Here is a 14,307-nt window from a genome sequence, read left to right as displayed (position 1 = left end):
TTCGTCATTGAAATCCGGGCCTTGTCTAGTACACTAGTTTTTCAATTTTAATTCATCTCAGTTCCGGTAAACGCAACTCCTATTATTTGAGGATCCATCATGCGCGAAGCAGTTATCGTAGAAGCCGTCAGAACTCCTATCGCCCGCGGCAAACCCGGTGTCGGAGATTTGTCTGACTTTCATGCTACAAAATTATTGGCCCTGTCGCTGCAGGAAATTGTCAGCCGTAGCGGTCTAGACCACGCCGACGTTGACTATTTGGCCGGCGGCTGTGTCACCCAGGCGGGCGAACAGGCGGGCAATATCACGCGTAATGCTTGGCTCACGCTAGGTAAAGACTATACCGCGGGCGGCACTACGCTAGACAACCAATGCGGCTCTGCGCAAACGGCCAACCACATGATCTCGTCTATGGTCGCAAGCGGCTCCGTCAATATCGGCATCGCCTGTGGCGTAGAAGCTATGAGTCGAGTCGGATTAGGCGCCAACGTCTATAATGGGCCCGGCTACTTTATTCCCACCGATTGGCCATGGGATTCTAGTCACGACCAATTTACCAGCGCACAACGTATTGCCGACAACCGCGGCATTACGCGTGAAATGGCTGATCAATTAGCATACAACTCCCAACTTCGCGCCAAGCAAGCTTGGGCGGAAGGACGTTTCGATCGTGAAGTATTCCAAGTAGAAGCGCCCATCATGGATACCGACGGTAATCCTACGGGAGAAACTCGCACAGTATCGCGCGATCAAGGCCTACGCGAAACCACGATGGAAGCGCTCGCAGGGCTCAAGCCAGTGATGGAAAACACCATTCACACCGCAGGAAATTCCTCACAGATTTCCGACGGATCCGCTGCAGTATTGTGGATGACCGCAGACGAGGCCAGAGCTCGCGGCCTCAAACCGCGCGCACGCATCATCGCCGATTGCGTGATTGGCACTGACCCCTACTACTTGTTGGACGGTCCGGTTGACGCCACCGCCGCACTACTGAAAAAGAGCGGCATGACTATGGCGGATATTGACCTCGTGGAAATCAATGAAGCCTTCGCTGCCGTCGTTCTCTCATGGGCGCAGGTATACAACGCAGACATGGACAAGGTCAACGTCAATGGCGGCGCTATCGCTCTGGGTCATCCCGTTGGCTCAACGGGAGCACGGCTGATTACTACCGCACTGCATGAACTGGAGCGATCCGGCAAGAGCACAGCACTTATTGCTATGTGCTGTGGCTCATCAGTCGGCACGGGAACGATTATCGAACGCATTTGATTTACCGGGCCCGCCCACGGTAGGCCCCTTCACTTCACAATTTAAGGAGAACTTTCATGGGAGACCTGACAGGCAAAGTCGCCGTAATCACAGGCGCCGGCCGTGGCCTCGGACGCGAGGAAGCCATTCAATTAGCACACCAAGGTGCTCGTGTCGTGATTAATGACATCGACCGACCGGACGCAGCAGAAGCCGCTCATTCAGCTGTTGAAGAGATCAAAGCTTTTGGTGGTGAAGCGATGGCTGTATTGGGCGATTGCGCCGACAGCAACGACGCAGACAATCTACTAAAAAGTACACTGGAGGCATATGGTGACCTCAACATTATGATCAATAACGCGGGGTTTTGCCGTGACAAAACTATCTTCGGCATGAGTGATGATGAATTTGATTCCGTAGTACGAGTGCACCTGCGCGGCCATTTCGTCAACATGCGCAACGCCACTGCCTACTGGCGTGACAAGGCCAAAACTGGGGAAGTGGTCTACGGTCGCCTGATCAGCACATCCTCGGAAGCGGCTATCTATGGCTCCCCCGGTCAGCCCAATTATGCCTCTGCCAAGGCTGGCATTATCGCCATGGCGATGGGCGCAGCGCAACTGCTGACCAAATACGGCATTACCAGCAACGTGATTATGCCGCGAGCGCTGACGGATATGACGTCAAGTGGCCAGACCGCAGAAATGTTCCAGGCACCGGCTGATGGTGGCTTCCACGTATTCGATCCCGCCAATGTCGCGCCATTGGTGGGTTATTTAAGCTCACCCGAAGCGGCAAGCATTTCCGGTGAGGTACTCGTAGTCTGGGGCAACGAAGTACAGATCCTGCAGCGCCCTACCCTGAGCGATGTCTTCATAAACCCCCAAGGCGCCAAAAAATGGGAGTTGGATGATTTACATGCGTCTCTCGCATCACACTATGACGAAAACTATTACCCCGTATGGGGTGGCTATTCCGTTTCGCCGGTCTAGGCAAACCGCTGAGGGTATACAATAGAGGCGGCCAATGGGGTCGCCTTTTTTAATGCTGCCTGCTTAAGCGATCTATCGCACGCAGGTTAAAGATCAATGACGTTTGACCTCACCATAATCCCACCATCGACCACCAGATCATGCCCAGTAATAAAGGATGCGCGATCTGAACACAGATAAACCACTGCGTCGGCGATTTCTTTTGGCTCAGCTAGTCGACCCATCGCATGCGCTTTCAAAGCACGATCGCGCATTTCAGGCATTTTTTCTAAATAAAAGGCCATGCCGCCGGAATTAATTCCACCCGGACAGACAGTATTTACCCGAATCCCGCGCTTCGCATACTCGACCGCTACCGTTTTACTGAGATTGATCACTCCACCCTTAGCGGCGGCGTAGGCAGACTGAAACGCTTCGCCACGGATACCCGACACGGAGGCAACATTCACAATAGCTCCTCCTCCCGACGCCTCTATCAGTGGCAATTGATATTTCATGCACAACCATGCGCCACGAAGCGTGACGGCCATGCAACGATCCCATTCGTCTTCGCTAAGATCCGTTACCGGTTTGTTCGGTGCACTCAGCGCCGCGTTATTGGACACCATATGCAAGCCGCCGAACACCTGGAGAGTTTGCGCGACCACGTTCTGTACATCCGCGGCCGCGCTCATGTCTGCCCTAACAAAAAGTCCGTGTCCACCTTGCGCTTGGACCTGCGCCAGGGTTTCACGACCACCCTCTTCATTCACATCGGCGATGACGACACTTGCGCCCTCTGCGACAAAAGCCAGGGCAGTGGCACGCCCAGTACCTGCCCCGCCACCCATCACCAGCGCGACTTTGGTTTTCATGTCACTGCTCGCGCGGCGTCAGAAACACTGGCATATCCTTGAATCCATGAATGCTGTTGGAACGGATGTAAACCGGCTGAGCACCGGACTCAATCCCTGAAAAATGCTTAAAAAATTCTTCAAAAAAAGCCCTAGCTTCCATGCGCGCAAGATTAGCGCCCAGGCACAGGTGTATGCCATGACCGAATGCCATATGCGGATTGTGGCTGCGCGTGATGTCGAAATTCATCGGATCAACAAATACCTCTTCATCAAAATTAGCCGAGCTATAAAGCATCACCACCCGGTCTCCTGCTCTGATTTTCTGACCGCGAATCTCCGTGTCACAAGTCGCCGTGCGACGAAAGTAGTGCAATGGACAGGTCCAACGCAGCATTTCCTCAATCGCCAGCGGCAATTGCTCGGGGTGCGCTTGCAACTGTTGGTAGAGTGCCGGTCGCTTAAGCAGCTCCTGCATACCACTGCTTATCAGGCCGCGCGTGGTTTCGTTTCCCGCTACCGTGAGCTGAATGAACAGCGATGCAAACTCCATTTCCGACAGCTGGTGCCCGTCCACCTCGTGATTGACCAACAGGGAAATGAGATCGTCGCCTCCCTGATCTTTGCGCTCACAGGCTAACTGAAAGCCGTAGGTCCCCATCTCCACACTGGCTTGATTGATCTCCTCCGGAGTACCTCCCAAATCAGGGTCAGACCCGGATGTCTGTAGGTCTGACCAATGGCGAATTTTCCCCCACATGTCTCGAGGAATTTGCAGCATGGAGCAAATCACAGCGGTCGGCAAATCGCCCGCCAGACTCTCCACAAAGTTGACTTCCTGCGGCAGTGTTATCTGCGCCATCACATCGCGGGTTATCTGGCGCACCTGTGGCTCCAGCTCCGCCAGCATCCTTGACGTAAACCGGGTAATCACGGCGCGCCGCAGCGGCCCATGTTTTGGCGGATCCATACCCAATAGCTGATTGCGCGCCATCTCTAAGATATCGGGCGGCAAATCATCGACCATGACGAAACCCGCTTCAGCAGAAAATGTTTTGTTATCGCGCGACACCGCAAGTACATCTGCATGCTTACTCAGTACCCAGTAACCATGCCCCGCCGGATGTTCCTGCCAGTGAACGGGGGCATTTTCGCGCAGCCAAGCAAACTGCTGATGCGGAATACCGCTCCTATAATTGTCTGGATTATAGACATCGATTTGCATGCTTAATCTACCAAGACATTAGGTGGAGGAAGGCCAAGATCAGCACAAACGGCCAAATAAAATTCTAGCGTCATCGGGCCATCAACCACCGACGTGATATTCCCCTCAGCATCTAGATTGATATTCGCACCGTACATTTGGAACCACACTTGAGTATCGTCTTCGATACATTGCAGCGTATGCACCGAGCCTGCGGGCTCATATAAAAATGATCCTGCGCGATTAACATACTCATACTCTTTATATTTCCATGCTCCGGAACGTGTGTAGCCCCACACAGGACCCGTATGCTTATGGGTGTCGACCTCATAGCCAGCCTGAAAAATGTTTTCAACGATCCACAAACCTTCTTTGGGCTTAACCTGAACAACCCGTAGTTTACTGCCGTCTCCGATATCGATATAGGGCAAATCGTCCCGCCCAATATGAACTGCCTCTGGTGCTGTCACTTATACTCTCCCTCAATGTCTAAAATAACAAGTTTCAATCTCTGTCAAACCGTTGTCACCCTAGCACAACACCCGTATTGTATGGCAGCCTTAGGCTGAAGTTTTCTGTCACAAATCGCGGGGATGAAAGCATTCTAAACCACACGACACAATCATCAGCAGGAGAGTACTCTTATGAACGACAAGGTAGCCTTCATCACCGGCGCAAGTCGAGGTATCGGAGCAGAATCAGCAGTGGCTCTTGCCAGCGCGGGATATCGTGTGGCCATCACTGCAAGAACGCTCACCGATGGCGAACACCATGACCATGTCGGAAGTTCTGTCGCACTGCCTGGCAGCCTTGAAGCAACCGCCAAAGCCGTAGAAAGTGTCGGAGGCGACGCCTTGTGTCTGCGCGGCGACATCCTTGAACCACGATCTATGGTGGCAGCAGCTGAGGCCGCGCTGAAACATTTCGGCCGGATAGACCTGCTGTTCAATAATGCGGTTTATCAAGGCACAGGCAATATTGAGGCTCTTCTTGACGTTGCCGAAGAGCAATTATGGGCCATCTATCAGGGCAATGTCTTTACCCCTCTGGCCCTGGTTAAAGCGATTGTCCCGGGCATGATTGATCGCAAGAGTGGCACGGTGCTCAACATGGTGTCTCATAGCGCCTTCACTGATCCACCCGCGGCCGCCAACAATGGAGGCTGGGGCTTCGCTTACCCATCCTCCAAAGCCGCACTGGCGCGCATGGCAGCATCGCTTCGCGCTGAACACCCCGCTAAGGGATTGCGTGTATTTAACCTTGAGCCAGGTCTGGTCATGACCGACGTGATGCGACTTGCCGGAATCGACGACGCCGTTATGGCACGATTCAAGCCCTGCTCGCCTGCCGCTATCGCTGCGGTGGTCAGCTGGCTGGCGGATAACGAGCCACTGGAGGCTTGGGATCCAAAGAATGTATTGCGCGGCCCGGCCATTGCCAAGGAACTTAAGTTGCTTCAATCACGCTCTCTACTGGGAACCTAAATTATGAATACTGTACTCCTGGAAAAGCACCGGGGCTTCGCTATCGTCACACTGAATCGTCCGCTGGTAATGAACGCGCTTTCACGTGAACTGCGCATGGATTTTGTTGCAGTCTTCACAGACTGTACTGAAGACCCCGACATTCGGGTGATTATTCTGACGGGGAGTGGCAAGGCATTCTGCGCTGGATTCGACTTAAAGGAGCTGGGCTCGAGTGACTCGAACAATGCCGCTGAAGAGGCCGACAATGTGATAGCTCAGGCTATGGAGGCTTTTACAGGCCCTATTATTGGGGCGGTCAATGGGCACTGTATCACCGGTGGCTTTGAAATGGCGCTGGCCTGCGACATCCTGCTCGCCTCTGAAAACGCCCGCTTTGCCGACACTCATGCCCGTGTCGGCATGCTACCGGGCTGGGGTCTTAGCCAAAAGCTACCGCGCTTGATTGGACTGTCCCGTGCCAAAGAAATCGCCTTCACCGGTGCACCGGTTTTTGCCCAGCAGGCGTATGAATGGGGCCTCGTCAATCACGTGGTGCCAGAAGACGCATTATTACCCAGAGCCATAAAAATGGCGCAGGACATTTGCGGCTGCGTGCCAGCGGTACTGGAGCAGTACCAAACCCTGATTAAGGACGGCTACTCCATGCTGCTGGACGACGCGCTGGAATGGGAAGAGGCACGAGCGATCTGGTGGGCGAAGCAAGCCTCGGGGGAAATGATTGAGGGGAGACGCCAGGAGGTCTTAGAGAAAGGGCGAAGTGAAAAGGAATGACCAGGTATTCGCCCTTCTTGACCACAGCAGACTGGATGGAAGTTGAGCTGGACGCATTTAGGATTTTGGAGAAAAAACCCAAAAAAAGCTGATAATAAAGCTCCATAGAACCAGTACCACACTGGCAAGAAACTGGACCACAAGATAGTGCACCGGCAGTACCTTGACCCCAAAGTGCATCACCAGACCATTTATAATCAAAGCGCAGAGACACATCACCAAGTATCTAATAAGCACGAAGCCATGAGGTGTATCTGATGAAAACGTCCAGTAGTAGTGCAGGCAGTAGTTATAAACGGATGCCAAAATTACAGCGATAGTGCTGCCCAGCACAATGTGCAAATGCAAACCGTCAACCATTAGCAAAATAAGCACAAGACACACTAAGGTAGTACTTCCCCCTACGAGGATGAAGCGGACTAGCTTGAGCATGGCACAGGCTTGAAATTTTGATCACAAAAGCAACATACTCGCAGAACCGCACAGCGAGCCTCGCAGGTTCTAAGAAAACAGATGATCATTGTGTCTGCCCTACTCTATCAGTGTAGTAAACGCCATACGCACTGCTTCCGCGTATGCGCCCCGGCACTAATGCCTGCTCTAATTGGCAAGCTGCTGAAACCAGCCGATGAAGTGGCCGCATCATTTTTGTAGGGGGGTTGATTTGGGTATTACGGTCAACCCCAAGCAAAGACATCAGCCTCATGGGCAAGTATGGGAAACGAAAAAAATAACCGGCACTTTTCGTTTTCCATTTGAGCTGTGTAGCCAGCTCATCAAGCATCCCCAACGTGTAGCGCCTATAATGGCCGCAGAATGAGTCATAGTTAGACCAGATTTCCTGGCAAGTAGGCACGGTGATAATAATAACAGCCAATTTTGGAAAACTACTTTCTAGCTGCTTTAAAAACTCTTCGGGCTCGGGCAAGTGCTCAAGTACGTCCAGCAGCAGAAGTCCGGTAATTTGAGACCTCCTTTCAATCGCCCACTCACAGGCATCCGTGCCTGAATCCACCAATAGTTGCGCTCCCTCCATGGGCTCAACGTTAGCCAGCTCAACGCCATGTATGTTGAAGCCACAGTCCTTGAGACTCTTGACAACCACTCCTTTACCACACCCCACTTCAAGAAACACACCAGTACCACCGGATTCACTGCGGAGGATATTCGCCAACAGCCGATTGCGGGCCAAAGTCCACCAGTGATACTCAATTCCCGGTGGATAGCACATATCATAGAGATGGTTTGAGAAAGTTGTCTTCATAGCATTTTCATATCGTTTTCACTAATAGCTTCATGATTCGCAGTAACACCTTTGTGATAGAAAGCTGCGTTATTATAGGTCATAAAAATACGTGCTCAAGAGCCTACTATTGCACAAAAAAGCTCGACCACAATATACTCTCCGACGGCGGCTATTGCCAGAATTTAACCTCTACGCGGGTTGCTCGAACGAAGTAACATGAGGGTAGGATTGACGTTTACGTTTATGATGTGGGGAGAGTGCCGTTACAAACAGCCTGACTCACTTAGTCCGTCAGGCCTATGCTAGACTTGCATGTATTTTCACTCGCAGCGACGCATATCCATCTCTAGATATAAAACCTTAAGTCTCTATATAGCAGGATTAGAATGACCGCGAATTATTTAGCCAAGCTAGGCATTGCACTCAACAGTATCTACTTGGCCTGTATAATATTGTTTGCTGTCGGCATAACTTATAACCATATACAGCTCATATCTCACGACTACCCGCTTGACTATAATGAAGGCGGGATGCTCGCGATAACGGCTACTGTCGAGCAGGGAGGCAGCCCTTACTCATTGCAGAGTCAACCGGCTCGAATGAGCGTGTACCCCCTCTTATATAACATTCTCGTTGCGCCGCTTTCTCGTGTGTTTGGTGCAACGCTGGAGTTGCACCGGGTAGTGGCGGCGCTATTTATCTTGGCATGCTGCGCCATTATCTTCTACGTCTGCCGCAAGGAATTAGTAGCGAGAACCGAAAGCTTTGCTGCCGCTACGCTTTTATACGCGGGCTTACTCTACTACTCCACACCCATTGCCAGCCCAAACAGTTTGGGTTTATTTTTATTCCTCTCGGCCATCATCATCCCTTGGGTCTATGGCTTTTCCAAGCGCAGTCTTTGCACAGCAATAATACTTGGAATACTCGCGTTTTACACAAAGCAGTATTTTATAGCTTGTCTAGGCTATATAGCTTTCTATCTGTTCCTCGCTGAGTCTAAGAAGCGCGCCATGGCCTTTGGTCTTGCCGCCTTAGCTGCGTTTATCGTCGCTATGATTTTCGTCTCTTATACATCACCGTATTATTTTGACAATACTTTCTTTGCTGTTCAATCAGTGTCCAAACTCGCTTCCTCTTATGCGCACCTTGTTACGCAATTCAGGGAATACACGCTGACATACCTTCCTTTATTGGTCATTTTAGCGGCTTGGTCCGTACAGAAATGTTATTCGCGAATATTTTCAAGTACTCAGCAAGTACAGAATTTACAGGAAAAAAAGCTTGTGAGCTTTGCCGATATGGACGCGCCACTGCTTCTGCAGAAGCCCAATTATATATGGATTTGTTGTACCTGTTCGATTCTCATCATTTCGCTTTCTTTGGGAAAAAATGCCGGAAATTATTTAACGTATTTTTTCCAGCTAATTTCGCCCTTTTTACTTGTTGGAATCTTCGCACTTATCTCGGGAATGCCTAAGTGGCGCTGGCCTATCAAAATTCTGATAGTGTTTGCGCTGTATAACAACTACGCTATGCTGCCTACAGATTTTTCGGTCAACGAAAAGAGTTGGCAAATAATCAAGCAGGAAATTGCGGAGGCAAACGACCTATATGCTTCCACTCTCGTCCTTCAGGAGGTCATGACAAATGAGAGTCCAGTTTATCTCAACGGCCATACTCGCTATTTTCCCCTCGCAAAGAACAAGCCCGCATCCTTTGTGAAAAGCGACGAGAAAAACAGGATCTCAGAAATCTGGGAGCGTCATATCGAACTTATTCAAACCAAGATCAAGAATCAGGCGTTCGATGTATTACTGATAGACGAATACATGCGATTTCCCAGCTCGAGCCAGAATTCTGTAACAGATACTAAAACGCTGCTAGAGGCCAACTATAAAAAAACTGCTAATGTGAGGTTGCCATTGGCAAAACGACGAGGCGGAGGGGGCTTCAATGTGCAGGTCTGGAAACCGATTCTAGCGACATCGGATGAAAGTAAGCAGTAGTCACCCGGCATTTTTCTGACAAAAAAGCAGAGAATGACCTCAGGGTCTAGCTTAAGCGCCGGCATTGATTTAACCTCGCAGGTCTGGTGCTATCGTAGTTCGCCCACGCAAAGGTAGAGAAATATCACCGAAAGGCGACAAAGCAGTTGGTTTCGTATTACTTTCCCCAAACTAATCGGCGGCGCGAGCCTAAGACATAAAAATTTCCCTCCCATTGGAGTTGATACATGTCAGCGTTAGATGAAAAAACAATTCAGGATTTTGATGCGCAGTGGACACGTTACGACGATAACGATGGCTGGTACGCATCATTGGATCTATTTTCTGACATAATTTCTCCTTTGATGAGCACCAGTGACCTGAAAGGCAAGAGTGTGGTCGATATAGGCAGTGGTACTGGACGAATAGTTGGCATGTTGCTCGAGTCTGGGGCGTCTCATGTTTACGCTATAGAGCCGGCCACTGGAGCTTTTGAGAAACTCAAAAAAAATGTCGCTGCGATGAAAAGAGGAGGAGACGTTACCCCGTTAAATAAGCGGGGGGACCAATGGGCGATCGATGAGTCAGTTGATTACGTCATTTCTATCGGCGTCATTGAGTTCATTAGCGAGCCGGACGAAACCGTGAAGCGGTGTTATGATGCTTTAAAATCAGGAGGAGAAATCTTTTTTTGGCTTTGTAGTTATGAAGGGAATGAACTGTATCTAAAGTTCGTCCAACCTCTAAGAAAACTCACGACTTTTTTGCCTCATTTTCTTTTGGTTAGTATCGTGCGCATACTTTACTGGACACTTTGCCTCTATCGTCTAGTTGGCAAGCTAATCCCACTGCCGCTAATGCGCTACCTTAATGTCGTTTGGTGGCCTATGACCGCTAAAAAAAGGCGCCTAGTGATTTACGATCAGCTAAATCCTACGTATTTGAAATATTATAAAAAGCATGAAGCGCTGGCTCTATTGGAAATGGCAGGATTTCAGGATATTGAAATACATCATCGACATGGCTATAGCTGGAGCGTCAAGGGCAAGAAGGTCTAAGCTTTTCATTCGACTTAGCAGACCACAATGTTCAAATTGTACCACCGCAGAGCAGGGTCGAACACGCACGGAACCACGTGGTGCCGTTAACGCCCTCCCATCACGACGATGGATTCATCTATACGCAATAAATCCGTACAAAAATCAGGGCTTTAGTCCTGATCAGAGGCTAACTCTACCTGTACAATATCGCAAAAATTTTCTATACTAGAGAATAGAAGTGCCGTATAACGCCCTATAAAGCATAGGGTTACCCTAAACATGAATAGGTCATTTCAGTATGTTGGTTATAGGCCTCCAAGCGTGAATTCGCAGGTCATCCTGATCAACCCGCCCCAGGTGTTTACTAAAAACCAGGTGGCGAGCGGGATCACCCCACCTCTGGGCATTGCTTATATCGCTGCTATTCTAGAGCAGAATGCTATATCGGTAGATATTATCGATGCAGTAGGCCTGTCCCCTGGCACTATTAACAGCTTTTATAAAGAAACCTTCGTGCGTGGATTGGGTTTTGAGGACATCGTGGCTCTCCTCGATGACGAGGTAAAAATTGTTGGCATATCCAATTTGTTTTCCTTCGCATATCCTGTTGTCCAGGAACTGTCTCGACAAATCAGATCGTTCAACAGCGATATAAAAATTGTTTTAGGCGGACCTCACCCCAGCGCACTGTACGCTGAAATCCTAGACGAAGATCGCGAGTTCGTCGATTTTGTTGTGCTCGGCGAAGGAGAAAATCCCTTTCTTCATCTCTGTCAAAAACTGCTGCAGGACAACGTTCTTTTCCAAAGTAATGTTGGCGGCGACATAAGCAACCTGGCCTATCTCGATGAGAATGGAAACTGCCAGATGGGCACAGAGAAATTGGAGCGAAATACCAAGCTCAATAGCGACAGCATACCGTTCCCCGCTCGTCACCTGCTGCCGATGGAAGAGTATATAAAGGCGCAGGAATCCCATGGCTACTCCAATGGGCGCTGGACTTCCATGATCAGCTCCCGCGGCTGCCCTTACGGTTGCACATTTTGCGCATCTCGAAAAACCCGCTGGGTGTCGCGCAGCGCCACCGACGTCGCAGATGAGATCGAATACTGCATCAAGACGTGGAATATACGCGAGTTCCATTTCGAAGATGACAACATGACGATCAACGTCAAGCGGTTGATTCAAATCTGCGATGAAATCAAACGCCGCAAATTAGACATAACTTGGCAAACTCCCAATGGCATTAGAGCCAGCCGCATCGATGAAGAAATGCTTCGGGCTATGAAAGAAAGTGGTTGTGAGCATGTAACGCTGGCTCCAGAAAGTGGCTCGCCTCGTGTGCTCGAGGATATTATTCAAAAGGGTAAGGACTTCGACCTTGAGCATCTAAAGCAGTGCGGTGCTACAGCGCATAAGCTGGGGCTAAAAGTCGCAGCTTATTTTGTACTTGGTTTACCGGGGGAGACTCGGGCGGACATGGAAATGACCATATCCTATGCTCGTGAGCTCGCGAAGGTCGGTGTTGACGAGGTTAACTTCGGACTGTTTATCCCGCTCCCTGGCACCCCGTTGTGGGAGCCCAGCAAGCACAAAATTAAGGATATGGACTGGCTGGATCTGCTTACAGTAGGCGATCTTGCCAACGCTGTATCCTTCAACGACGAAGTGGACGGCAAGGAACTCGACTGGGTGCGCAAAAAAGCATATCTCAGCTTTCTACTCACGCGTATTATCTACCACCCAGGACAATTCGCCGGTACCATTTTTAATGTATTGCGCGGCATCGAAAAAACCAAAACGGAGCGTGTCCTAAAGACCCTTTACTCCCGCTATAAGAAGGACACGAAGGACGGCATTCATAAGTTGGTTTTCGACAACCGTACTTTCTACGCGTATCGTCACATGTATCGTAAAATTTTCCGGCTAATATTTCGCTAAGATTTTCAGATTTAGGTTAGTTGATTAAGCCAAGGGTTTTATCGCGCTAATCGCCAACGATATCAAGACATTTTAAGTATCATGTAGCCAACAGCAATTGCGACCAATCACACCCGAGTAAAATCTTACCCCGCTTGTCCCTTACGACCAATTTCTGGTAACGCCGAACCCATTATTGGCTGCACTTAGTGCTTGTGTCGCCCAAAGTTGCATTAATGAGTCTCGTTTGAACTGTCTGTGGGTACCGTCGTTTTCTCGATTAAGTATGTAGGCCGGCTCTTGACTTCCATATATGTCTTGCCGATGTATTCCCCCACAACTCCAATCGCTAGAATTTGCAATCCGCCCAAAAGGTATATGGGTATACCCGTAGGAGCCCAGCCCTGGATGGGCGTCGATAAGCCAGTCATCGCAGCATAGAGTGCCCACAAACCAAATCCAGTTGAAAGCAGAAATACCACTAATCCCACGATAGAAATCACCCGCAAGGGCATAATCGAAAATGAAGTGATCCCCTGAGCGGACAGGCCAAGCATGTCGATTAGCCCATACTTTGACTCGCCCGCTAGCCTGGGGCTGCGTGCATAGTAGACTTCAGAGGATTGAAGCCCCAACAAGGGCACAACGCCCCGTAAATAGAGGTTAGTCTCACGATACTGGCTCAATATGGAAACGGCTTTCCTACTTAACAATCTGAAGTCTGCATGATTGGGTATCGTGCGGACGCCAAGAAGACCCGATATCCAATAATGCAGTGAAGCGGTCCAGCGTTTGAATTTTCTATCGCTGTGCCTATCTGCACGAACACCATAAACAATATCATTTCCCTTCGAATATTCATCGACCATTTCGTCGATGGCATTGATGTCGTCCTGCAAATCAGCATCGATTGATATTAGGGCATCTCCCTGGGCATGCATTAGGCCTGCGTACACTGCATACTGATGACCAAAGTTTCTGGTCAACTTGATTCCAACGAAACAATCATCAGAATCTGCCAGGAGACTAATGATGGCCCATGTCTCATCGACACTGCCATCATCAACAAAATAAATTTTCGACGTGGCAGCGATGGATCCACGCTCAGCAAGTGAATCCAGCTTCGACTTCAGAGATTGTGCCGAGCTAGGCAGAACTTCTGCCTCGTTCATGCACGGTACTATCAATCCCAGTACGGGTTTCTTAGAAGATGGCATAGTACATGGGCCTCAAAAAACCATAGTCGCAACAATACACCTTGGCAGTATATAATAAAAAGCTAGATGGCACCCCCGCCTCAGAGGCATCAACCTTGGATCTTACAGATAACTAGATGCCTTTCTAGGAGGGGGGGGTAGAGCTTGGACGAAATGTTATCTCTGCCAGGCTCTGAGCGGCAATAGAAGCAATAAATTTAGCCTGATATTAGTACTAATACACCCTCGCAAAAACAAGTAAATAGTTCGCATTATTGAAAGCCAAATTATTACCTTGTAGCATTCTCTGCCATGCGCGATAGTACGCCAATCCCCGCGAACGATGAACGGGGAGCCATCTGAATTCTTAAGATCC

At 49.7% G+C, this 14,307-nt stretch carries 13 protein-coding genes; 7 read left to right on the top strand and 6 right to left on the bottom strand.

From position 1 onward, the window contains the following. Window positions 1–99: 99 nt before the first annotated feature. Both ABXT62_RS06240 and ABXT62_RS06235 read left to right on the top strand, forming a co-directional pair. Window positions 100–1,275, top strand: a complete 1,176-nt coding sequence (locus ABXT62_RS06240; RefSeq protein WP_415357738.1) for a steroid 3-ketoacyl-CoA thiolase — start codon at window positions 100–102, stop codon at window positions 1,273–1,275. Window positions 1,276–1,331: 56 nt separating this feature from the next. Then, window positions 1,332–2,246: an SDR family NAD(P)-dependent oxidoreductase gene (locus ABXT62_RS06235; protein ID WP_415357737.1), complete on the top strand. Its 915-nt coding sequence runs from the start codon at window positions 1,332–1,334 to the stop codon at window positions 2,244–2,246. Window positions 2,247–2,332: 86 nt separating this feature from the next. On the opposite strand, the gene ABXT62_RS06230 is transcribed toward ABXT62_RS06235, so the two are convergent. From ABXT62_RS06230 to ABXT62_RS06220, 3 genes are read right to left on the bottom strand one after another with little or no spacing between them, the layout of a single operon-like run. Beyond that, entirely contained in the window at window positions 2,333–3,100 is a 768-nt protein-coding gene (locus tag ABXT62_RS06230) for a glucose 1-dehydrogenase (protein ID WP_415357736.1), read from the bottom strand. A gap of 1 nt (window position 3,101) precedes the next feature. Then, complete coding sequence (locus ABXT62_RS06225) at window positions 3,102–4,304, bottom strand: cytochrome P450 (protein WP_415357735.1); 1,203 nt, start codon at window positions 4,302–4,304, stop codon at window positions 3,102–3,104. Window positions 4,305–4,306: 2 nt separating this feature from the next. Next, complete coding sequence (locus ABXT62_RS06220; RefSeq protein WP_415357734.1) at window positions 4,307–4,753, bottom strand: 2,4'-dihydroxyacetophenone dioxygenase family protein; 447 nt, start codon at window positions 4,751–4,753, stop codon at window positions 4,307–4,309. Window positions 4,754–4,927: 174 nt separating this feature from the next. Here ABXT62_RS06220 and ABXT62_RS06215 point away from each other — a divergent pair, with 174 nt between their 5' ends. Then, a complete protein-coding gene (locus ABXT62_RS06215) occupies window positions 4,928–5,767 on the top strand; it encodes an SDR family oxidoreductase (protein ID WP_415357733.1) in 840 nt (279 codons plus the stop codon). A gap of 3 nt (window positions 5,768–5,770) precedes the next feature. After that, window positions 5,771–6,541 (top strand): enoyl-CoA hydratase, encoded by a 771-nt coding sequence (locus ABXT62_RS06210; protein ID WP_415357732.1) that lies wholly within the window; start codon window positions 5,771–5,773, stop codon window positions 6,539–6,541. A gap of 57 nt (window positions 6,542–6,598) precedes the next feature. On the opposite strand, the gene ABXT62_RS06205 is transcribed toward ABXT62_RS06210, so the two are convergent. Together ABXT62_RS06205 and ABXT62_RS06200 are read right to left on the bottom strand one after the other, a co-directional pair. Beyond that, complete coding sequence (locus tag ABXT62_RS06205) at window positions 6,599–6,973, bottom strand: GtrA family protein (RefSeq protein ID WP_415357731.1); 375 nt, start codon at window positions 6,971–6,973, stop codon at window positions 6,599–6,601. An 85-nt stretch (window positions 6,974–7,058) separates the two neighbouring features. Next, on the bottom strand, window positions 7,059–7,805 hold the full coding sequence (locus ABXT62_RS06200) for a methyltransferase domain-containing protein (RefSeq protein ID WP_415357730.1): 747 nt from the start codon (window positions 7,803–7,805) through the stop codon (window positions 7,059–7,061). A 368-nt stretch (window positions 7,806–8,173) separates the two neighbouring features. Here ABXT62_RS06200 and ABXT62_RS06195 point away from each other — a divergent pair, with 368 nt between their 5' ends. The 3 genes from ABXT62_RS06195 to ABXT62_RS06185 all read left to right on the top strand — a co-directional run bounded on the left by ABXT62_RS06195 (window position 8,174) and on the right by ABXT62_RS06185 (window position 12,756). Next, a complete protein-coding gene (locus tag ABXT62_RS06195) occupies window positions 8,174–9,796 on the top strand; it encodes an ArnT family glycosyltransferase (RefSeq protein ID WP_415357729.1) in 1,623 nt (540 codons plus the stop codon). Between the two features lie 227 nt (window positions 9,797–10,023). Then, the gene (locus ABXT62_RS06190) at window positions 10,024–10,833 is read left to right on the top strand and encodes a class I SAM-dependent methyltransferase (protein WP_415357728.1); all 810 of its coding nucleotides are present in this window, start codon (window positions 10,024–10,026) and stop codon (window positions 10,831–10,833) included. 261 nt (window positions 10,834–11,094) lie between these two features. Next, on the top strand, window positions 11,095–12,756 hold the full coding sequence (locus tag ABXT62_RS06185; RefSeq protein ID WP_415357727.1) for a B12-binding domain-containing radical SAM protein: 1,662 nt from the start codon (window positions 11,095–11,097) through the stop codon (window positions 12,754–12,756). A 212-nt stretch (window positions 12,757–12,968) separates the two neighbouring features. Here ABXT62_RS06185 and ABXT62_RS06180 read toward each other — a convergent pair whose 3' ends face one another. Next, window positions 12,969–13,952 (bottom strand): glycosyltransferase family 2 protein, encoded by a 984-nt coding sequence (locus ABXT62_RS06180; RefSeq protein WP_415357726.1) that lies wholly within the window; start codon window positions 13,950–13,952, stop codon window positions 12,969–12,971. Between the last annotated feature and the right edge of the window lie 355 nt (window positions 13,953–14,307).

The organism is Halioglobus sp. Uisw_031, from assembly GCF_047729875.1.
GTDB lineage: Bacteria > Pseudomonadota > Gammaproteobacteria > Pseudomonadales > Halieaceae > Marimicrobium.
Note: the sequence above shows the minus strand (reverse complement) of the source record. Positions and strands in the feature narration are given on the sequence as shown.